The organism is Mycobacterium tilburgii, assembly GCF_902168065.1.
GTDB lineage: Bacteria > Actinomycetota > Actinomycetes > Mycobacteriales > Mycobacteriaceae > Mycobacterium > Mycobacterium tilburgii.
This window is the reverse complement of record NZ_LR655708.1, coordinates 1-19,042: the sequence shown is the minus strand read 5'-3', so window position 1 is coordinate 19,042 and position 19,042 is coordinate 1. Positions and strand designations below refer to the sequence as shown.

Genomic DNA, 19,042 nt, shown 5'->3' with positions numbered 1-19,042 from the left:
CTGGGATTAAGTTCTTCCGCCGGCGGGGCTGTGCCGGGCGGTGCTCCGAACGATCATGCCAACCCTAACAGTACGCTTGTCCTGCAATTCATCGGCACACCAACTCAGTCTTGGCCGGGTCGGGGCGGGGTTGAAACCTTTGCGCACCGTTCGCGTACGGTTCGTGTAGCGCAGGCAGGAGGCACACCGTGACCGAGCAGAGTTCGTTCGTCCCAGCACCGCAGACCACCTATTGCTTGCGTCCGGTCTTGCCCACCTACATTCCCCAGGACGTCGACCTGACGGCAATCAAGGCGGCGGTCGCGGCGTCCGGCGTCAGCGCGCCCCCGGAGACGGTGCCGGCCCTGCTCGAGGTGGTCAACCAGGCGCACGCCCACGGCATCAATCTCAAAATCGTGCTGCTCGACCACAATCCGCCCAACGACACACCGTTGCGCGACATCTCCACCGTCGTCGGCGCCGACTACCACGACGCCATCGTCCTGACGCTGAGCCCCAGCTACGTTGGCACCTACAGCACCCAGTTCCCGCGCGTCACGTTGGAGGCCGGCGAGGACATCGCCAAAACAGGCAACCCCGTCGTCTCCGCGCAGCACTTTTTGCACGAGCTTCAAACCCCGGAGTTCCCTTGGACCGGGCTGACGATATTCTTTCTCATCGCTGTGTTCGCGGCGGCCGTCGGCGCGCGGTTCCTGCAGCTGCGCGAACGGTCAGCAACCTCACCCGATGGCGAAGCCGCCGACGTCGGCCGGCCTGCCGACGGCGTCTAACCACGCACATCCGTAGCGCACGGCGCCTCCGGGCGAATTGCGCGACAGCGCACGGCAAACGGCCTAGGTCACCGTTCGGTCACATTAAACACACGTAGAGGGTTGCGATTTGCAACGAGCATTTCCACGCGCATCAGTGTGACGTACGGTGCAAATGATGCTCGTGTTGTGTTTGGCGCCTGTAGATAAAAAGGGGGCTGGCGCCGCCGTCCGCGTTGAGCCCAAGGGGAGCCAAGTCCAATGAGACCTACACGCTGCGGCTCCGCTACGCGACCGTTCCGTCCACTCATTCCGTCAGTCTTGAGCTCAGTCTTGAGTGTCGCCCTGCTGGTCGCCACACCGGGTCTGGCACACAGTGATCCGAACGCCGACACGCTCGGCGCGCTCATCGCCAACGTCGCCAAAGCCAACCAGCGCCTGGAAGATCTGAGCGCCGAGATTCAGGGCGAGCAGGAGGCCGTCAACAAGGCCCTGGTCGACGTCGAGACTTCGCGGGACAACCTCGCCGCGGCCCAGCACGACCTGGAAGTCAGCCGGCAGTCGGTCAAGGACGCCAACGCCGCCATCGCCGCGGCGCAGCGCCGGTTCAACACCTTCGCGGCGGCCGTGTACATGAACGGTCCGTCGGGCAGCTACCTGGCCGCGAGCAGCCCCGAGGACATCATCTCCACCGAATCCGCCGCGCGGACCCTGACGGCCAGTTCGCAGACGGTGATGGCGAACCTGCAGCGGGCGCGGACCGAACAAGTCAATAAGGAGTCCGCGGCGCGGCTGGCCGAGCGGAAGGCGGAAAGGGCCGCCGCGGACGCGAAAGCCAGCCAGGATGCCGCCGTCGCCGCGCTCAACGAGTCGAAGCGCAAGTTCGACGAGCAGCGCGAGCAGATCGCCCGGCTGGCCGCCGAGCGCGACGAGGCTCAGGCCAAACTCCAGGAGGCACAGCTGACGTCGGCGCATTGGTCCGAGGGCGGTGTGCCGACGACCGGTGACCGCTGGGATCCGGGCGCCCCGGCCGGACCGTCGATATCGGGCGGCCGCCGTTGGGACGGGTGGGATCCCACGCTGCCGATGGTGCCGAGCGCCAACGTCCCGGGTGACCCGGTGGCGGTGATCAACCAGGTGCTGGGGATCTCGGCCACCTCCACCCAGGTCACCGCGCAGATGGGGAAGGGCTTCCTGCAGCGGCTCGGCATCTTGCGTCCCGACGACACCGGGATCACTAACGCAACGCCCGGCGGCGTAGGCAGACGCATCCCGCGAGTCTACGGCCGGCAGGCCTCCGAGTACGTGATCCGTCGCGGTCTGTCCCAGGTTGGCGTGCCCTACTCCTGGGGCGGGGGCAACGCGGCCGGGCCCAGTAAGGGGATCGACTCCGGCGCCGGGATTACCGGCTTCGACTGCTCGGGTCTGGTCCTGTACGCGTTCGCCGGGGTCGGCATCAAGCTGCCGCACTACTCCGGCTCGCAGTACAACCTGGGCCGCAAGATCCCGTCTTCCCAGATGCGCCGCGGCGACGTCATCTTCTACGGCCCGGGCGGTAGCCAGCACGTGACGATCTACCTCGGTCAGGGTCAGATGCTCGAGGCTCCCGACGTCGGCCTGAAGGTGCGCGTGGCGCCGGTGCGCACCAGCGGCATGACACCGTACGTGGTTCGCTACATCGAATACTGACGAGGAGCTGTGGCGCACAAGCGTTTTCGCCCGACCAACCTGGCCTGGATCACCGTCCTGGTGACCGGGCTGATGTTGGCCGTCGCCGCTCCGGCTCCAGTGGCCAACGCCGATCCCGCATGGGATCCCACCCTGCCGGCCACCATCAGCGCCGGCGCGCCCGGCGACCCGCTGGCCGTGGCGAACGCCTCGCTGCAGGCCACCGCGCAGGCCACCCAGACCACGATGGACCTGGGCCGGCAGTTCCTCGGCGGCCTCGGGATCAACATCCTCGGCGATCCCGCCTTCGCGGCGGCGACCCCCACCAACCCTGGCGGCAAGATCCCGAGGGTCTACGGTCGGCAGGCCATCGAATACGTGATCAAGCGGATGGGCTCGCAGGTGGGTGTCCCGTACTCCTGGGGCGGCGGCTCGCTGGACGGGCCGAGCAAGGGCATCGGCTCCGGCGCCAACATCACCGGGTTCGACTGCTCGGGCCTGATGCGGTACGGATTCGCCGGCGTCGGCGTGCTGATCCCGCGGTTCTCCGGCGACCAGTACAACGCCGGTCGGCACATTCCGCCGAGCGAGGCGCGCCGCGGCGACCTGATCTTCTACGGCCCCGGCGGCGGCCAACACGTCACCATGTACCTGGGCAACGGGCAGATGCTGGAGGCCTCGGGCAGCGCAGGAAAGGTGACCGTGAGCCCCGTGCGTAAGCTCGGGATGACGCCGTATCTGACTAGGATCATCGAGTACTGACCCGGGTGCGCTGATTTGCTCCCGCGCTGCGTGGCGTCGACGGATTCCCAGCGGCCTGGAATAGTTGGACCTGGGCACGGCGAAGCTTTGTAGGCGGGACCGAGAAAGGTGATGTGATGACAGCAGCAGGTGGGCCACCCCAGGGGGCCAGTGGTTACCCGGGTGGACAGTCGGGCCCCGGTGCCCACGCGGCGCCATTCGGGGGTTCCGACGGATTGGCTGCAGAGGTGCACACCCTGGAACGGGCCATCTTCGAGGTCAAGCGGATCATCGTGGGCCAGGACCAGCTCGTCGAGCGGATGCTGGTCGGGCTGCTGTCCAAGGGGCACGTGCTGCTTGAAGGTGTGCCCGGTGTTGCCAAGACGCTGGCCGTCGAGACGTTCGCCAAGGTGGTCGGCGGGACGTTCGCGCGTATCCAGTTCACCCCTGACCTGGTGCCCACCGACATCATCGGTACCCGCATCTACCGGCAGGGCAAGGAAGAGTTCGACACCGAGCTGGGCCCCGTCGTGGTTAACTTCCTGCTGGCCGACGAGATCAACCGCGCGCCCGCCAAGGTGCAGTCGGCGCTGCTGGAGGTCATGGCCGAACGTCAGGTGTCGATCGGCGGTAAGCGGTTCCCGCTGCCCAACCCGTTCCTGGTGATGGCGACGCAGAACCCCATCGAGCACGAGGGTGTCTACCCGCTGCCCGAGGCCCAGCGCGACCGCTTCCTGCTCAAGATTAACGTCGGCTACCCGTCGCCGGAGGAAGAGCGCGAGATCATCTACCGGATGGGTGTCAAACCCCCGCAGCCCAAGCAGATTCTGGAGACCGGGGACCTGCTCCGGCTGCAGGATATCGCCGCCAACAACTTCGTGCACCACGCGCTGGTCGACTATGTGGTGCGCATCGTCACCGCTACCCGCCACCCTGAACGGCTCGGCATGAACGACGTCAAAACCTGGATCTCGTTCGGCGCATCCCCGCGCGCGTCACTGGGCATCATCGCCGCCGCCCGGTCGCTGGCGTTGGTGCGTGGCCGCGACTACGTCATCCCGCAAGACGTCGTGGAGGTCATCCCCGATGTGCTGCGGCACCGGTTGGTGCTCACCTACGACGCGCTCGCTGACGAGATCTCGCCCGAGATCGTGATCAACCGGGTCCTGCAGACGGTGGCCCTTCCGCAAGTGAATGCCGTCCCGCAGCAAGGGCATTCGGTACCGCCGGTGATGCAGGCCGCGGGCGCGGCCGGCAGTCGGTGACCGACCCAAGACCCGCCGCGAAACCAGCGGCGCTGCATCCGCCGTCTTTTCAGCGCGGACAGATTGACGACTCGAAGTTATCGGCGGCGCTGCGCACCCTCGAGCTCACCGTCAAGCGCAAGCTGGACGGCGTGCTGCACGGCGATCACCTGGGCCTGATGCCCGGGCCCGGTTCGGAGCCGGGGGAGTCGCGGGAGTACAAGCCCGGCGACGACGTGCGGCGGATGGACTGGGCGGTCACCGCCCGCACCACCCACCCGCACGTGCGGCAGATGATCGCCGACCGTGAGCTGGAGACGTGGATGGTGGTCGACATGTCGGCCAGCCTGGACTTCGGCACCACGTTCTGCGAAAAGCGTGACCTGGCGGTGGCCGCCGCGGCCGCCATCACCTTCCTCAACAGCGCCGGCGGCAACCGGCTCGGCGCGCTGATCACCAACGGCGCCACCACGGTTCGGGTACCGGCCCGGTCCGGGCGGCAACACGAGCAGACGCTGCTGCGCACCATCGCGACGATGCCGAAGGCGCCGGTCGGGGTGCGCGGCGACCTGGCGGTGGCCATCGACGCGTTGCGCCGGCCGGAAAGGCGCCGCGGTATGGCCGTGATCATCAGCGATTTTCTGGGGCCGATCAACTGGATGCGGCCGCTGCGCGCGATCGCCGCGCGGCACGAGGCGCTGGCCATCGAGGTGCTCGATCCGCGCGACATCGAACTGCCCGACGTCGGCGACGTCGTGCTGCAGGACGCCGAGACCGGCGTGACCCGCGAGTTCACCGTCGACGCGCAGCTGCGTGACGACTTCGCCAAGGCGGCGGCGGCGCATCGCGCCGACGTGGCCCGCACCATCCGCGGTTGTGACGCACCGGTTTTGACGCTGCGCACCGACCGGGACTGGATCGCCGACATCGTCCGCTTCGTGGAGTCCCGGCGGCGCGGGGCCATGGCGGGGCGCCAGTGACGGTGCCTCTGCTTGGCGCAATGTCGCTGTCCGGGTTCGCTCACGCGTGGTGGTTCCTGTTCCTGCTCGTCGTCGCCGGGCTGGCCGTGCTCTATGTGCTGATGCAGTTGGTCCGCCAGCGGCGGATGCTGCGGTTCGTCAACATGGAGCTGTTGGAAAGCGTGGCCTCCAAACGGCCCGCCAAGTGGCGGTACCTTCCGGCGATCCTGCTGGTGGCGTCGTTGGTGTTGTTGACCATCGCGATGGTGGGCCCGACCAACGACGTGCGGATTCCGCGCAACCGCACGGTGGTGATGCTCGTGATAGATGTGTCGCAGTCGATGCGGGCCACCGACGTCGAACTGAACCGGATGGCCGCCACGCAAGAGGCGGCCAAGCAATTCGCCGACGAGCTCACGCCGAGCATCACCTTGGGCTGATCGCCTACGCCGGCACCGCGACCGTGCTGGTGTCGCCGACGACCAACCGCGACGCCACCAAGATCGCCCTGGACAAGCTGCATTTCGCCGACCGCACCGCCCATCGGGGAGGGGATCTTCACTGCGCTGCAGGCGATCGCAACGGTCGGCGCGGTGATCGGCGCGGCGACAAACCGCCCCCGGCGCGCATCGTGTTGTTCTCCGACGGTAAGGAGACGATGCCGACCAACCCGGATAAACCGAAGGGCGCGTTCACCGCCGCGCGCACCGCCAAAGATCAGGCGTGCCGATTTCGACGATTCGTTCGGCGCCCCTTATGGGTTCGTCGAGATCAACGACCAACGGCAACCGGTGCCGGTCGACGACGAGACGCTGAAGAAGGTCGCCCAGCTGTTCGGTGGAAACGCTTACAACGCCGCGACTTTGGCGGAGCCGAAGGCCGTCTACGCCTCACTGCAGCAGCAGATCGGCTACGAGACCATCAAAGGCGACGCCAGCGTGGGCTGGCTACGACTGGGGGCGCTGGTTTTGGCGCTCGCCGCCCTGGCGGCCCTGCTGATCAACCGCCGCCTCCCGAACTAGCCCCATTTCCCGCGAGCGTAACGCCGGGGCGGGATCTGACTCGGTTTTGCGGCCTGCCGTTACGCTCGGCGCGCGCGTGCTTCGCGGACGCGGCGCACGATGTCGTCGGGGTGGTCCTCGGCGATCACCCGCACCACCAACCACCCCCTGCGCTGCAGCATTTCGAGCCTGCGAATGTCCCGGACGTACTGCGCTCGGACTGGACCGGTGCCGGTCTCCGTCATACTCCACAGCGACCTTGATGTCCTCCGAGCCCATATCCAAATATGCTTCGGCCGATGCCGTCGCGCGAGGTCGAGAGCCGTCCTCGCCGGGGTGGTTATCCGCATGCCCTCGACGACGGCGATCTCGTCGGCCTCGATCCGCTCTTCCCAGACATTCACACCGGCTATGCGACGGCGATTGGTGTCGATGATCGCGGCCGGCAACCCCGGATCGATCCATTTCGCGCCGTAGAGGGCTGCGGCGGAATGGCTGGCAAGAATGCCGCGACCACGCGATCGCAACCAACATGCCTTCGCGCGCAGTATCGGGGTCAACTCGGTATCTCGAACGACATACACGTCACGGTGCACTGCGACATATCGACGGCGCAGCTCGTGCCTGGTGATTGCACCCGCGGCCCGCGCCCGGCTGCCCAGAAACGGCTCATCCATGGCGGAAGTGTGACGAGTGCCACGACAGCGCGGCACTGATGACCTCGAGCCTAACGCCAGGGCGAGATTTGGCTCGCTTTTGCACCCTGGCGTTCCGCTCGCGGCGCTTGATATGTGACATTGGGCGCGTACGGACAACAGTCGTGCACCTGTGAGCAAGTCTCGCGCGGGCAGCTGCCGAATAGTGAGGTGTGGCAGCGTTTATCGCACGTAGAGGAGTATCGCTTGCTCGCAGTGGTCGCGAAGGGCCAGCCCACCGAGGCGCACCCGCACCCGCTGGTGTTCGTCCACGGCGCCTTTCAGGGCGGATAGTGTTGGGACGCACACTTCCTGGACTTCTTCGCAGAACGGGGATTTCAAGTCCTGGCGCCCAGTCAGCGCGGCAGTTCCAACCCGAAAGCACGCGGGCATTGCTGATCGACATGGGCCCGACGACATTGCTGCGCTGGTCGCGGATCGGCGCTCCCGTGTTGGTGGTCGGCGGGGAACACGACGCCAGTATCCGCCCTGTGACGTGGTGGCGACGGCGGCGTGCTATGGCACCGAGCTGAGCTCATCTCCAACATCGGACACGATATGATGCTCGAACAGCGGTGGCCAGCCGAATGCATCCTGGCGTGGTTGGCCCAGCGCGGCTGTAGACCGCAACGGAGTCATGAACCGTCGGGACCCGCAAATCGAGGAAGGCACCCGCAACGGCGCGGAAGAACAGGTCGACACGTTCCGGCACGCAGTGTCGGAGACATTACGTGCCGTTGACGATGTCCATCGCCGATCCCGCCCGATTCTCCGGCAAACTCCGCTCCGCCAGTGTGGGCGATGTGATGTTGTCGGAGATGGCCGTCGACGCCAACGGCGTAGAGGTTCGGCGCACGAAGCGGCTGGTCCGGCGCAACGACCCGGACTGCATCGAGGTAGGGGTGCAGTTCAGCAGCCGTTGTACGGTGCACCAAGACGACCGGCACTCGACTCTGCAGCCCGGCGACATGGCCGTCTACGACACCTTGCGGCCGTATCGACTGCGGTTCACCGAGTCCTACCGGTCTGCTTGTGGTGATGGTGCCCAAGGCGCTGCTGCGCTTCCCCGCGGCGCGGCTGGCCGACCTGACCGCCCGGACGATCAGCGGCCGGTTGGGTCTGGGCGCGGCGGTGTCCCCGTTCTTGACGCGGGCCGCCGGCCAGATCCTGGCCGGCGAAGGCGCAACTGGCCCGCGTTCAGGCCTATTTGGAGCGCTCACTGGGCAACCCCCACCTCGACGTCGGCGTGATCGCCGCGGCCAACGGCATGTCGGTGCGGTACCTGCAACGGCTCTTCGAAGAGGACGGCGACACCGTCACCGGCTGGATCCGCGCCCGGCGGATCGAACGGTGCCGGCGTGATCTCACTGATGCCAGGTACGCCCACGTGTCGGTGAGTTCGGTGGCCGCACGCTGGGGGCTGACCAACGCTGCGCATTTCTCCCGGCTGTTCAAATCCGTGCACGGCGTCCCCCCGACGCACTACCGTGCGCGCGCAACAGCCGCCGAAGGTGCCTAAGTCCATGCGCTAGGCGGAAAAGTCCTGTGCGCGAGGTGGCAAGAACGGGTCGGCTGCTGCCCCCAGAGTGGAGGTGATTCCACCGCTCGAACGAAGGGGGTCGCGCTGGACGCCGACGTCGGAGTACAACGCGGACGTGATCGTGGTGGGTGCGGGGGGATCGGCGGGAGCCGCCGTCACGCGCCGACTTGTCGACCACGGCCTGACCGTCTTGGTTCTCGAAGCCGGCGGACCAGACACCAATTCCGCGATCGCCGATCCGGCACGGATGTTCGAGCTGTGGTCCAGCCCCGATGACTGGGCCCACCAGACCGTCCCGCGGCCGCAGGAGGCCGATCGACGGCTGAACTGGCCGCGGGGGAAGGTGTTGGCGGGTCGAGCTCGCTGAACGCCATGATCTACGTGCGCGGCGCTCGATTCGATTACGACCATTGGGCGTATCTGGGCAACACCGGCTGGTCCTGGGCTGACGTGCTGACCATTTTCCGGCGCATGGAGGACTACGACGGCGGGACCTCCGCATTGCACGGCGTCGACGGACCGCTGCGCGTTCTCACCCGTTACCAGCCGGATCCGGTGCAACGATCGGCGATGGACGGCTTCGTCGGGCTCGGCCTGCCGGTCAACGCGGACTACAACAGCGGGCTGCTCGACGGCGTGTCGTCGATGGCGCTGACGATCAAGGACGGGCGGCGGCATCGCACGGCCGCGGCCTATCTGCGACCCGTCGAGACACATCCCAATCTCACGGTCCTCACCGGTGCACACGTTCGCCGGCTGAGATGGACGGCGGCCGGTGCATCGGGGTGGAATGGATCCGCGCCGGCCGGCTGGAAGCGGCGACCGCCGCGTTAGAGGTGGTCGTCTCGGCGGGTGCGATCGAATCGCCCCGGTTGCTGGTGATGTCGGGCATCGGCGACGCCCGGAACCTGCGCGCCCCTTGAGATCCGTGTGACCGGTCGACCTGCCCGGAGTCGGCCGCAACCTGCACGACCACGTGCTGGCGCCGGTGGTGTTGACGACCGAGCAAACCATCGCTTCGCCGGCACCCGGCCTGCCGCTGGCCCAGACCCACCCCGTGGGCACGCCCGGCCCGGTCTGCTCACGCCCGACGTCCAACCGATCGTGTTCGCGTTTCCGCTCTACAGCGAGGCGTGGATGACCGGGCCGGAGAACGGCATCTCGCTGCTGGCGGGCAAGGCCCGGCCGAACAGCTGCGGCAGCATCCGGCTGACCGGCCCGAACCCGGATGACCCGCTGCTGATCGATCCCGCGACCTTAGCTGCGCCGAAGACCTCGCCGTACTGGTGTCCGCTCTGCAACTGTGCCGCGAGGTGCACGGCCCCGGGGCGATGCGCGGGTACGGATTCCAAGAGCAATACCCAGGGCCGGAGATGCGGTCCGAGGCCGCGCTGGCCGACTACGTGCGTCGCACCGCGATGACGTATCACCACCAGGTGGGCACCTGCAAGATGGGCGTCGAGGCCGCCTCGGTGGTGAATTCGCAGCTCCGCGTTTACGGGGTCGATGGGTTGCGGGTGGCCGACGCGTCGATCATGCCGGCGGTCACCTCTGGCAACACCAATGCGCCGTCGGTGCTGATCGGGGAGCGCGCGGCCGATTTCGTGCTAACCGCGGCCGGTTATTGATCAGCGAGCATGCCGATTTCGGCCTCGACGAGGCGAGGCGATAAGTTGACCGGGTGACTTACACAGCCACTGAGCTCGCCGCGACCGGCGGCAAACCCCCTTTCGTATCCCGTTCAGTCCTGGTCACCGGCGGAAACCGGGGAATTGGATTGGCGATCGCGCAACGGCTGGCCGCCGACGGCCACAAGGTCGCCGTCACCCACCGCGGCTCCAGCGCGCCCGACAGACTGTTCGGCGTGGTGTGTGACGTCACGGACAGCGAAGCCGTCGATCGCGCCTTCAAAGCGGTCGAGGAGCACCAGGGGCCGGTCGAGGTGCTGGTCTCCAACGCGGGCATCTCCAAGGACGCCTTCCTGATCCGGATGACCGAGGAGCGCTTTGAAGAGGTCATCAACGTCAACCTCACCGGCGCGTTCCGGGTAGCCCAGCGGGCGTCGCGCAGCATGCAGTGCAAGCGGTTCGGCCGCATCATCTTCATCGGGTCGGTGTCCGGCATGTGGGGCATCGGCAACCAGGCCAACTACGCCGCCGCCAAGGCCGGCCTAATCGGCATGGCCCGCTCGATCTCCCGCGAGCTGTCCAAGGCCGGGGTGACCGCCAATGTGGTTGCCCCTGGCTACATCGACACCGAGATGACCCGCGCGCTCGACGAGCGGATCCAGGCGGGCGCACTGGAATTCATCCCGGCCAAGCGGGTCGGTACGGCCGAGGAGGTCGCCGGGGCGGTCAGCTTCCTGGCGTCCGAGGATGCGAGCTACATCGCCGGCGCGGTCATCCCCGTCGACGGCGGCATGGGCCTGGGCCATTAAGAGAGAAAAGGACTTTCACATGACAGGACTTCTCGAGGGCAATCGGATCCTGGTTACCGGGATCATCACCGACTCCTCGATCGCGTTTCATATCGCCAAGGTGGCCCAGGGAGCCGGGGCGCAGTTGGTGCTGACCGGATTCGACCGGTTGCGGCTGATCCAGCGTATCGCCGACCGGCTGCCCGAGAAGGCTCCGCTGATCGAACTCGACGTGCAGAACGAGAAGCACCTCGACACCCTGGCCGAGCGTGTGACCGCCGAGATCGGTGAGGGCAACAAGCTGGACGGCGTGGTGCACTCGATCGGTTTCATGCCGCAGACCGGGATGGGAATCAACCCGTTCTTCGATGCGCCGTACGAGGACGTCTCCAAAGGCATTCACATCTCTGCATATTCGTACGCTTCGCTGGCCAAGGCGGTGCTGCCGATCATGAATCCGGGCGGCTCCATCGTCGGCATGGACTTCGACCCGTCGCGGGCGATGCCAGCCTATAACTGGATGACGGTCGCCAAGAGCGCGCTGGAGTCGGTCAACCGGTTCGTGGCACGCGAGGCGGGCAAGGCCGGAGTGCGCTCCAATCTCGTTGCCGCCGGGCCGATCCGGACGCTCGCTATGAGCGCCATCGTCGGCGGCGCGCTGGGTGAAGAGGCCGGTGCCCAGATGCAGCTGCTCGAGGAGGGCTGGGACCAGCGGGCCCCGATCGGTTGGAACATGAAGGACCCCACCCCGGTGGCCAAGACGGTGTGTGCGCTGCTTTCCGACTGGCTTCCGGCGACGACGGGAACCATCATCTACGCCGACGGCGGCGCCAGCACCCAATTACTGTAGACAGCAATGGAATTCGACGCCGTCCTGCTACTGTCCTTCGGCGGGCCAGAGGGTCCCGAGCAGGTGCGGCCGTTCCTGGAGAACGTCACCCGCGGCCGCGATGTGCCGCCGGAACGACTCGACCGCGTCGCCGAGCATTACCTGCACTTCGGTGGGGTTTCGCCGATCAACGGCATCAACCGTGCGCTGATCGCCGAGCTCGAACATGAACTCGGCAACCGGGGTCTGGACCTGCCGGTGTATTTCGGCAACCGCAACTGGGAGCCGTACATCGAAGACACGGTGACGACGATGCGCGACAACGGTATTCGCCACGCGGCGGTGTTCACCACGTCGGCCTGGAGCGGCTATTCCAGCTGCACGCAGTATGTCGAAGACATCGCCCACGCCCGCCGGGCTGCGGGGCCGGGTGTGCCCCACCTGGTCAAGCTGCGGCCCTATTTCGACCACCCGCGGTTCGCGCAGATCTTCGCCGATACCATCGGCGAAGCCGCCGGCGCCCTGACCCCCGAGCAGCAAGCCGGCGCGCGGTTGCTGTTCACGGCTCATTCGATTCCAGTGTCCGCTAACGAACGGATGGGCCCGCAATTGTACAGCCGCCAGGTTGCCTACGCCGCAAGGCTTGTTGCGACCGCGGCCGGATATGCCGAATACGATCTGGCCTGGCAGTCGCGGTCCGGGCCGCCGCAGGTGCCGTGGCTGGAACCCGAGGTCGAGGACCAGGTGGCCGCCCTGGCCGCCGCGGGTACCAAGGCGGTGATCGTCTGCCCGGTCGGGTTCGTGGCCGACCACATCGAGGTGGTGTGGGATCTCGACGTAGAACTACGCGAGCAGGCTGAGGCGGCTGGCATGGTGTTGGTGCGGGCCTCGACGCCCAACGCGCACCAGCGGTTCGCGCAGCTGGCCGTGGATCTGATCGACGAGTTACGGTACGGCCGCCCACCGGAGCGGGTGAGCGGTCCCGATCCGGTGCCCGGTTGCCTTGCCAGCATCGACGGCCAGGCGTGCCGACCGCCGCATTGCGTTGCGGGACAGAACGGTTAGTTCGCCCAGGCCGAGTGCAGGATCGCGTTGACCGCGGCCATCCGCGCCGACCGCACCACGCCGCTCAAAGGTAGCAGGGCATCGCCGGCGATGCGTGCCTCGGACGCGGATTGCGTCTCGAGTGGTTTCGGGCCGGCGGCGACCGGCGCCGTGAACCGCTCCGGCGAGTCTGACCGCGTGAGCCCGGTGCTGACCGCGATGATCGCGTCGACATGCGCGGCGTTCTCCAGCACCCGTAACGCCCGTCGAGGTGTATGATCGGGGAACCCGATGTTGGCGTGCGGATTCCAGCAGCTGCCCCACCAAGCCGCGCGGATCGTCGATGTCGCTCGTCGCTCCCAGCCCGATGGCGCCGAGCGTATCGGCGGCCGACCGCACCGAGTAGTCGGCATCGCCGAGCTCGTGGTGCTCGAACACCGGAGCGTCGGGCAGCGAGTACACCGTCCACGACAGTGCGCACAGCTCCGGTGCTGTGCCGTCGTCGTCTGCCGAGTCGTCGGCATCGGCGTAGGAGAACTCGGGAACCAGGCCGACGGCCGCGGTGGGATCGTCTGGGTTGGTGACGATCACGGCCTCACCGGCGGCCAGGGCGTCGCGCTCGAACTGCGTGCCGGGAGTCAGGCCGCGCACGTCGCCGGGCACCGGCAACACCACGTTGATCGTCCCTCGCGACGCCCCCAGGGCGCCGCTGGAACCCGGGCCGGTCAGCCGGCCAACCGCGCCACGCAGTGTCTGCAACTGTAACAAGGTGACGGTTCTGGCGTCGTGCACATTGGGCTAAGGCAGCCCGATGTGACCGGCCGCGCCGGCATAATACGCGGTGACGGATTGCTTTGGCGCTCAAAGAGATAACGCGTCCACCACATCGTCGGGCGCAGCTGTGCCCGCGAGCCATGCGTTAGCCCACAGGGACATCGGACGGGTCGCCCGCGACGAAGGCCAGGTCAAGCTCGACGGCCAGGTCTGGACGGCGCGGTCGTTCAACGATGACGATGTCTACGAACCGGGGGAATCGGTCACCGTCGTCCACATCGACGGTGCGACGGCGGTCGTCTTGAAACATTGACGTCGGCCTAGACGCTGCGAACACGCTGCGAGAGAAAGGAACTCCGGTGGAAGGTGCGGTTGCTGGTTTGGTGTTGCTGGCCGTCCTGGTGATCTTTGCGATCATCGTTGTGGCCAAATCGGTGGCGTTGATCCCGAAGGACTAGGCGAGGTGATCGAGCGGCTGGGTCGGTACAGTCGTACGGTCAGCGGCCAGTTGACGTTGTTGGTGCCCTTCATCGATCGCATCCGCGACCGGGTTGACCTGCGTGAGCGGGTGGTGTCACTTCCGCCGCAGCCGGTGATCACCGAGGATAACCTGACGCTCAACATCGACACCGTGGTTTACTTCCAGGTCATGGCCCCGCAGAAGGCGGTGTATGAGATCAGCAACTACATCGTCGGTGTCGAGCAGCTTACCACGACGATGCTGCGCAACGTGGTCGGCGGCATGACCCTGGAGCAGACCCTGACCTCCCGTGACCAGATCAACGTGCAGCTGCGCGGCGTCCTCGACGAGGCCACCGGCCGCTGGGGGCTGCGGGTGGCACGGGTGGAGCTGCGCAGCATCGACCCGCCACCGTCGATCCAGGCGTCGATGGAAAAGCAGATGAAAGCCGACCGGGAGAAGCGGGCGATGATCTTGACCGCCGAGGGCACCCGGGAGGCCGCGATCCTGGCGGCCGAGACCGACCGGCAGTCCCGGATGCTGCGCGCCCAGGGTGAACGCGCAGCCACCTACCTGCAGGCGCAGGGGCAGCTCAAGGCCATCGAGAAGACGTTCGCGGCGAACAAGGCGGGGCGGCCGACGCCGGAGATACTAGCCTACCAAATATTTGCAGACGCTGCCGAAGACGGCGCGCGGCGATGCCAACAAGGTGCGGGTGGTGCCCAGCGACTTCAGCGCGGCGCTACAGGGCTTCACCAAGCTGCTAGGTACACCGGGCGAGGACGGGGTGTTTCCGGTTCCAGCCATCGCCGGTCGAGGATGCGCCCCGACACAGCGTCGACGAGGACGACGCCGAGGTCGCGGACTGGTTCTCCACCGAGAGCTATCCGAAGATCGCCCAGGCTGCCGCCAACGCCGAGGCGATCGCCCGCCAACCTGTCGACGGCCAGCCCGGGGCACCACCGGAACTGACCCGATAAGATCACTAGGATTGCCGGATGAGTGTTTTGACTTCGCCTAAAACCTATGCGGCCCTTGCCGTGTTCCACGCCGCCGACGCGGTCGCGTGCGGCGTCCAGGTGGCTCCGGTCAAGAAGACCCTGGACGATGTGGGCGTCCCGGAAAACATCCGGCCGGTGTTCCCCGTGGTCAAGGCCGTCGCGGCGGTCGGGCTGGCGTCGGTGGTGCGGTTCCCCGCTTTGGCGCGGCTGACGACGGCGATGCTGACGCTGTACTTCGTGTTGGCGGTGGGCGCGCATGTGCGGGTGCGGGACAAGGTCGTCAATGGCCTGCCGGCCGCGGTGTTCTTGGCGCTTTTCGCCGCGATGACCGTCAAGGGGCCGGACCGCAGCCGGTAGGGCGTCCGTAAGCGCGGCCCGGCCGATTGCGCGGTCACGGCGGTGAGCTGCCACCTGTCCAGCCAGGGCTGCACAAGTTCGGCGATGGAGTACTTCGCGGGAGCCAAGCAGCCCGCTTTGGGAGTCGCGGGGTTGCTGCCGCGGATGTCTATGCTGACCGCGGTGACGGTGCCGTCGTGTTGCATCAGGTAGACCGGGCCACCGGAATCGCCACGTTGGCCGCCCGCGGCGAACGAAACCTTGCGCTCGGTGACGTCGAAGATCTGTCCGCATTCGGCCTCGACGCTGCCCATGCCTAACTTGCATAATTCCTGGCCGGTCGTCAGCTCGCTGGTGACCCCGGTGATCGGCAGTGTCGTGGCGATGGCGGAGCTGCGTGGTACGTTGTCGCGGTCGAGCACGATCAGGCCGATGTCGTGTTGTTCGTTGTGCACCCCTTCGCTGACCGTTTTGACGAAGGTGCCCATTGCGGCGTACGGAAGGACTTCGCCGAGGTTCACCACACCTTGCTCGGCTTGCCAGGGCAGTTGCAGTGTCCGGCGGTCAGCACCACTGCTTGGCCCGTGCTGGTATGCACCAAAAACCCTGCAGTACAACCCATTCCGCCAGAGCCGTCTGCGTACTCGAAGTAGATGCCGGTGCCCCGTCCGGCCGCACTGGCCGCGGGAAACGTGATGGGCGTCAGGTCCGGGCACCGGGGTGGGGTTCGGCGCGTAGGCGACGTTCTTGGGGATCAGCCAGATGGCCGTGATGCAGATCGCGGCCACGAGCGCCGCCGCGATCGTCAGCTTTGAGGCATGTGGTCGCGGCCGTGGTGCCGGCGCGTAGCGGATGGCGGTACGGGCGGCCACCACGCCCCCGCCGGGAACGCGATGCAGCTTGATCCGGTCCAGCACAAACGATAGCATCGCGACGTCCACCGAGGTGAAGGCGCCGAGCAGCTGCATGAGCAGGCCGGTCCGCGACGGTTGCAGATTGAAGCTCGCAAGCTGCTGCGCGTAGAGCCTCTCCATTGATGTAGATCTTTCAGGCAATCGGCTACGCATTCAACAGTGCGTTTGCAGTTAGCTGATGACGACGGGCTTGGCCGCGGGCGCGTCGGGACGCGACGGGTGCTGGCGGCGGTAGTGCCGAATCTCAATAAACAGACCCGTGAGGCCTAGGGCGCTGGTGAACAACGAGAACGTAAACAGTAGCGGGCTGGGGTGGCCGGCCAGCGCGTCGCCGAGGAAAACCACCGCGGCGGTGCCGGGCAGCAGACCGGCCAGGGTGGCCACCGTGTAGGGGAGCAGGCCGACGGCCGACGCGGCGGCGGCGTAGTTGATCGCCGAGAACGGCAGGATGGGAATCAGTCGCAACGACAGCACCGACACCCAGCCTCGCTCCCGCAGCCGCTCGTCGGCGCGGTGAATGGCCTGGTAGCGAACCAGCCGGTTGAGTCGCCACCCGGCCGCGCGGACCAGCATCAGCGCTAGCACCGCGCTTGCGGTGCTAGCCACCACGGCGATCAGCACGCCCAGGGCCGGCCCGAACAGCAGGCCCGCGGCCAGGGTGAACGCCGTGCGCGGGATCGGCACCACCGTGACGAGGATGTGCGCGACCAGGAAGGCTAACGGGAACCACGGGCCGACCGATTGCGCCCAATCGCGCAGTTGCACCGCGCTGGGCAGCGGAACCCACAACACCACCGCGATCAGGACTGTGATCCCAATTACTGCTGCGAGCGTGTGCGGCCGCGCCAGCCGGCGCGCGGTTAATCCCAGCGCGCGCGACCGAGTACGCAGCGTGCTGGTGGTTTTGGGGGTGGCGGGGACCGTCACGTCAGTCAACGTTACGGGTCGTATGTGAATAACCTGTATCCCAAACCTGGCGTTTCACCGCCGGCTCGGCCTCATCGCTGCCCGAGCGGTTTTTAGCGGCGGGGTCAATCAATTTAGCCTGATTAGCGAGTCGCATATCCCCAGCAGCCTCAATCAACGTTGCTGCAGCTGCGGAAACAGGAACAGTCGGTGTCCATTGATGTACCCGAGCTCGCCGACCTAGAACAGGTTCGCGAGCGCTGGCGCACCGCGGTTGCCGGTGTGCTTGCCAAGAGCACCCACAAGGAACCCGCCGAGTTGGGAGACCACCCCGAACGTCTGCTGGACACCCGACCTACGACGGGTTCGCCGTGCGGCCGCTCTACACCGCCTTCGACGAACTCCCCGAGCCGGCGCTGCCCGGCGAATGGCCCTATCTGCGCGGCGCCGACCCGTTCCGCGACGTCAAATCCGGCTTGAGGGCCGGACAAGGCGGTCGCCGACGTCGATGCGGCGCACCGTCCCGACGAGTACCTGACAGCCAACATTAATGCGATCGAAGCACTTTCGGATCTGCTCACTCGGTTGGGGCGTGACACGATGACGACGTCTACTCCGGTTATCGGCAGCTTCGCCGACGTACCGCTGCACGGTGACCGCGCGGGCCAGGCGCCGGCGCCGGCCGCGGTGGACAAGCATGTCGCCGCGGCCGCCGCGGCGCACTGGTACTCGCCCGAGCAGCTGATCTGGCATACGCCCGAAGACATCGCAGTCAAGCCGGTGTACATCGCAGCCGACCGCGCCGCCGTCGCAGCCGATGGTTTTCCGCTACACAGCTTTCCCGGCAAACCGCCGTTCGTGCGCGGCCCATACTCGACGATGTACGTCAACCAGCCCTGGACCATCCGGCAGTACGCCGGGTTCTCCACCGCGGAATCCAACGCCTTCTACCGTCGCAACCTGGCCGCGGACCAGAAGGGGCTGTCGGTGGCGTTCGACCTGGTTACCCACCGGGGCTACGACTCCGACCATCCCCGCGTGCAGGGTGACATCGGAATGGACTGTGTGGCAATCGATTCCATCTTGTACATGTGACAGCTGATCGACGGTATCGACCTGTCCTCAGTGTCATCCTTAAAGAGTTCATGGTGTGCAACGCCTACATTTATCCGCAGAAGCCGTCGATGCGGATCATCCCCGACGTCTTCGACTATACCAGCGCCAAGATGCCGAATTCAATTCTATTTCGATCTCCGGCTATCACATCTAAGAGGCCTTTGCCACAGCAGATTTGGAGTTGGCGTACACGCTGGCCGACGGCGTCGACTACATCAAGGCCGGCCTGGACGCCGGGCTGGGCATCGACAAGTTCGCGCCCCGGCTGTCCTTCTTCTGGGGCATCGGGATGAACTTCTTCATGGAGGTCGCCAAGCTGCGGGCCGGACGGTTGCTGTGGAGAGAACTGGTCGGTCAGTTCAACCCGAAGAGCGCGAAATCGCTGTCGCTGCGCACGCATTCGCAGACCTCGGGGTGGTCGCTGATTGCGCAGGACGCCTTCAACAACGTCGCCCACCCCTGCATCGAGGCGATGGCCGCGACGCAGGGGCACACCCAGTCGATGCACACCAATGTGCTGTACGAGGCTCTGGCACTGCCGACCGACTTCTCCGCCCGCATAGCCCGCAACACACAGTTGGTGTTGCGACAGGGGTCGGGGACCACGCGGCCATCGCCTCGATGCAGGGGTGGGCGACGTTGTTGAAGG

17 protein-coding genes and 8 pseudogenes are annotated in these 19,042 nt (G+C 66.6%); 21 read left to right on the top strand and 4 right to left on the bottom strand.

Annotation, left to right across the window (positions count from 1 at the left end; all coding sequences use genetic code 11):
* Nucleotides 1-236: 236 nt before the first annotated feature.
* From FQ389_RS09460 to FQ389_RS09435, 6 genes and pseudogenes are all read left to right on the top strand, one after another.
* Entirely contained in the window at nucleotides 237-770 is a 534-nt protein-coding gene (locus FQ389_RS09460; protein WP_144207100.1) for an Rv1476 family membrane protein, read from the top strand.
* A 240-nt stretch (nucleotides 771-1,010) separates the two neighbouring features.
* Nucleotides 1,011-2,438: an NlpC/P60 family peptidoglycan endopeptidase RipA gene (ripA, locus tag FQ389_RS09455; protein WP_144207039.1), complete on the top strand. Its 1,428-nt coding sequence runs from the start codon at nucleotides 1,011-1,013 to the stop codon at nucleotides 2,436-2,438.
* 9 nt (nucleotides 2,439-2,447) lie between these two features.
* Nucleotides 2,448-3,179 (top strand): NlpC/P60 family peptidoglycan endopeptidase RipB, encoded by a 732-nt coding sequence (gene ripB / locus FQ389_RS09450; protein ID WP_144207037.1) that lies wholly within the window; start codon nucleotides 2,448-2,450, stop codon nucleotides 3,177-3,179.
* A gap of 116 nt (nucleotides 3,180-3,295) precedes the next feature.
* Nucleotides 3,296-4,423, top strand: coding sequence for a chaperone MoxR1 (gene moxR1 / locus FQ389_RS09445; protein ID WP_144207035.1), 1,128 nt, complete (start codon nucleotides 3,296-3,298; stop codon nucleotides 4,421-4,423).
* Entirely contained in the window at nucleotides 4,420-5,382 is a 963-nt protein-coding gene (locus FQ389_RS09440; RefSeq protein ID WP_144207033.1) for a DUF58 domain-containing protein, read from the top strand. The genes moxR1 and FQ389_RS09440 overlap by 4 nt, the downstream gene beginning before the upstream one ends.
* Nucleotides 5,379-6,383 (top strand): annotated as a pseudogene (locus tag FQ389_RS09435) (VWA domain-containing protein). Before FQ389_RS09440 ends, FQ389_RS09435 begins: the two are co-directional and overlap by 4 nt.
* Before the next feature lie 59 nt (nucleotides 6,384-6,442).
* Here FQ389_RS09435 and FQ389_RS09430 read toward each other — a convergent pair.
* Nucleotides 6,443-7,039: pseudogene (locus FQ389_RS09430) on the bottom strand (DUF559 domain-containing protein).
* A gap of 749 nt (nucleotides 7,040-7,788) precedes the next feature.
* Between FQ389_RS09430 and FQ389_RS19670 the strand changes: the two are divergent.
* From FQ389_RS19670 to FQ389_RS19650, 5 genes are all read left to right on the top strand, one after another.
* Nucleotides 7,789-8,307, top strand: coding sequence for an AraC-like ligand-binding domain-containing protein (locus tag FQ389_RS19670; protein ID WP_407662829.1), 519 nt, complete (start codon nucleotides 7,789-7,791; stop codon nucleotides 8,305-8,307).
* Nucleotides 8,304-8,576, top strand: coding sequence for a helix-turn-helix domain-containing protein (locus FQ389_RS19665; protein WP_260860629.1), 273 nt, complete (start codon nucleotides 8,304-8,306; stop codon nucleotides 8,574-8,576). Before FQ389_RS19670 ends, FQ389_RS19665 begins: the two co-directional genes overlap by 4 nt.
* 73 nt (nucleotides 8,577-8,649) lie before the next feature.
* Nucleotides 8,650-8,964, top strand: coding sequence for a GMC family oxidoreductase N-terminal domain-containing protein (locus tag FQ389_RS19660; protein WP_260860628.1), 315 nt, complete (start codon nucleotides 8,650-8,652; stop codon nucleotides 8,962-8,964).
* Nucleotides 8,965-8,969: 5 nt separating this feature from the next.
* On the top strand, nucleotides 8,970-9,431 hold the full coding sequence (locus FQ389_RS19655) for a GMC family oxidoreductase N-terminal domain-containing protein (protein WP_327021928.1): 462 nt from the start codon (nucleotides 8,970-8,972) through the stop codon (nucleotides 9,429-9,431).
* Entirely contained in the window at nucleotides 9,359-9,520 is a 162-nt protein-coding gene (locus FQ389_RS19650) for a GMC family oxidoreductase N-terminal domain-containing protein (RefSeq protein ID WP_260860627.1), read from the top strand. The genes FQ389_RS19655 and FQ389_RS19650 overlap by 73 nt, the downstream gene beginning before the upstream one ends.
* Nucleotides 9,521-9,718: 198 nt before the next feature.
* On the opposite strand, the gene FQ389_RS19645 is transcribed toward FQ389_RS19650, so the two are convergent.
* Nucleotides 9,719-9,898 (bottom strand): hypothetical protein, encoded by a 180-nt coding sequence (locus FQ389_RS19645; RefSeq protein WP_260860626.1) that lies wholly within the window; start codon nucleotides 9,896-9,898, stop codon nucleotides 9,719-9,721.
* On the opposite strand from FQ389_RS19645, the gene FQ389_RS19640 reads away from it, so the two are divergent.
* The 4 genes and pseudogenes from FQ389_RS19640 (at nucleotide 9,884) to FQ389_RS09405 (ending at nucleotide 12,938) form a co-directional block, all read left to right on the top strand.
* A complete protein-coding gene (locus FQ389_RS19640; RefSeq protein ID WP_260860625.1) occupies nucleotides 9,884-10,225 on the top strand; it encodes a GMC oxidoreductase in 342 nt (113 codons plus the stop codon). The two genes, FQ389_RS19645 and FQ389_RS19640, sit on opposite strands and share 15 nt — an antisense overlap.
* A gap of 53 nt (nucleotides 10,226-10,278) precedes the next feature.
* Nucleotides 10,279-11,034: a beta-ketoacyl-ACP reductase gene (fabG, locus tag FQ389_RS09415; protein WP_144207031.1), complete on the top strand. Its 756-nt coding sequence runs from the start codon at nucleotides 10,279-10,281 to the stop codon at nucleotides 11,032-11,034.
* 19 nt (nucleotides 11,035-11,053) lie between these two features.
* Nucleotides 11,054-11,863 (top strand): NADH-dependent enoyl-ACP reductase InhA, encoded by an 810-nt coding sequence (inhA, locus tag FQ389_RS09410; RefSeq protein ID WP_144207029.1) that lies wholly within the window; start codon nucleotides 11,054-11,056, stop codon nucleotides 11,861-11,863.
* A gap of 6 nt (nucleotides 11,864-11,869) precedes the next feature.
* A pseudogene (locus tag FQ389_RS09405) lies at nucleotides 11,870-12,938 on the top strand (ferrochelatase).
* Here the strand turns inward: FQ389_RS09405 and FQ389_RS09400 are convergent.
* A pseudogene (locus FQ389_RS09400) lies at nucleotides 12,904-13,822 on the bottom strand (hypothetical protein). The pseudogenes FQ389_RS09405 and FQ389_RS09400 sit on opposite strands and share 35 nt — an antisense overlap.
* Here FQ389_RS09400 and FQ389_RS09395 point away from each other — a divergent pair.
* The 4 genes and pseudogenes from FQ389_RS09395 to FQ389_RS19635 all read left to right on the top strand — a co-directional run.
* A pseudogene (locus tag FQ389_RS09395) lies at nucleotides 13,821-13,973 on the top strand (NfeD family protein); the annotation flags it as partial. The pseudogenes FQ389_RS09400 and FQ389_RS09395 sit on opposite strands and share 2 nt — an antisense overlap.
* Nucleotides 13,974-14,019: 46 nt before the next feature.
* Nucleotides 14,020-15,100 (top strand): annotated as a pseudogene (locus FQ389_RS09390) (SPFH domain-containing protein).
* An 18-nt stretch (nucleotides 15,101-15,118) separates the two neighbouring features.
* Entirely contained in the window at nucleotides 15,119-15,478 is a 360-nt protein-coding gene (locus FQ389_RS09385) for a DoxX family protein (protein ID WP_144207097.1), read from the top strand.
* 176 nt (nucleotides 15,479-15,654) lie between these two features.
* Nucleotides 15,655-15,777, top strand: coding sequence for a hypothetical protein (locus FQ389_RS19635; RefSeq protein WP_260860624.1), 123 nt, complete (start codon nucleotides 15,655-15,657; stop codon nucleotides 15,775-15,777).
* Between the two features lie 765 nt (nucleotides 15,778-16,542).
* On the opposite strand, the gene FQ389_RS09375 is transcribed toward FQ389_RS19635, so the two are convergent.
* Nucleotides 16,543-17,298, bottom strand: coding sequence for a TVP38/TMEM64 family protein (locus FQ389_RS09375; RefSeq protein ID WP_144207025.1), 756 nt, complete (start codon nucleotides 17,296-17,298; stop codon nucleotides 16,543-16,545).
* A gap of 189 nt (nucleotides 17,299-17,487) precedes the next feature.
* Here FQ389_RS09375 and FQ389_RS09370 point away from each other — a divergent pair.
* Together FQ389_RS09370 and FQ389_RS09365 are read left to right on the top strand one after the other, a co-directional pair.
* Nucleotides 17,488-17,768 (top strand): annotated as a pseudogene (locus FQ389_RS09370) (methylmalonyl-CoA mutase family protein); the annotation flags it as partial.
* 109 nt (nucleotides 17,769-17,877) lie between these two features.
* A pseudogene (locus FQ389_RS09365) lies at nucleotides 17,878-19,006 on the top strand (methylmalonyl-CoA mutase family protein); the annotation flags it as partial.
* Nucleotides 19,007-19,042: the final 36 nt, after the last annotated feature.

Coding starts and splice junctions, on each gene's coding strand:
- FQ389_RS19650 (WP_260860627.1), top strand. CDS start 9,359: ATGGACGGCGGCCGGTGCATCGGGGTGGAATGGATCCGCGCCGGCCGG.
- FQ389_RS19655 (WP_327021928.1), top strand. CDS start 8,970: ATGATCTACGTGCGCGGCGCTCGATTCGATTACGACCATTGGGCGTAT.
- FQ389_RS09385 (WP_144207097.1), top strand. CDS start 15,119: ATGAGTGTTTTGACTTCGCCTAAAACCTATGCGGCCCTTGCCGTGTTC.
- inhA (WP_144207029.1), top strand. CDS start 11,054: ATGACAGGACTTCTCGAGGGCAATCGGATCCTGGTTACCGGGATCATC.
- moxR1 (WP_144207035.1), top strand. CDS start 3,296: ATGACAGCAGCAGGTGGGCCACCCCAGGGGGCCAGTGGTTACCCGGGT.
- ripA (WP_144207039.1), top strand. CDS start 1,011: ATGAGACCTACACGCTGCGGCTCCGCTACGCGACCGTTCCGTCCACTC.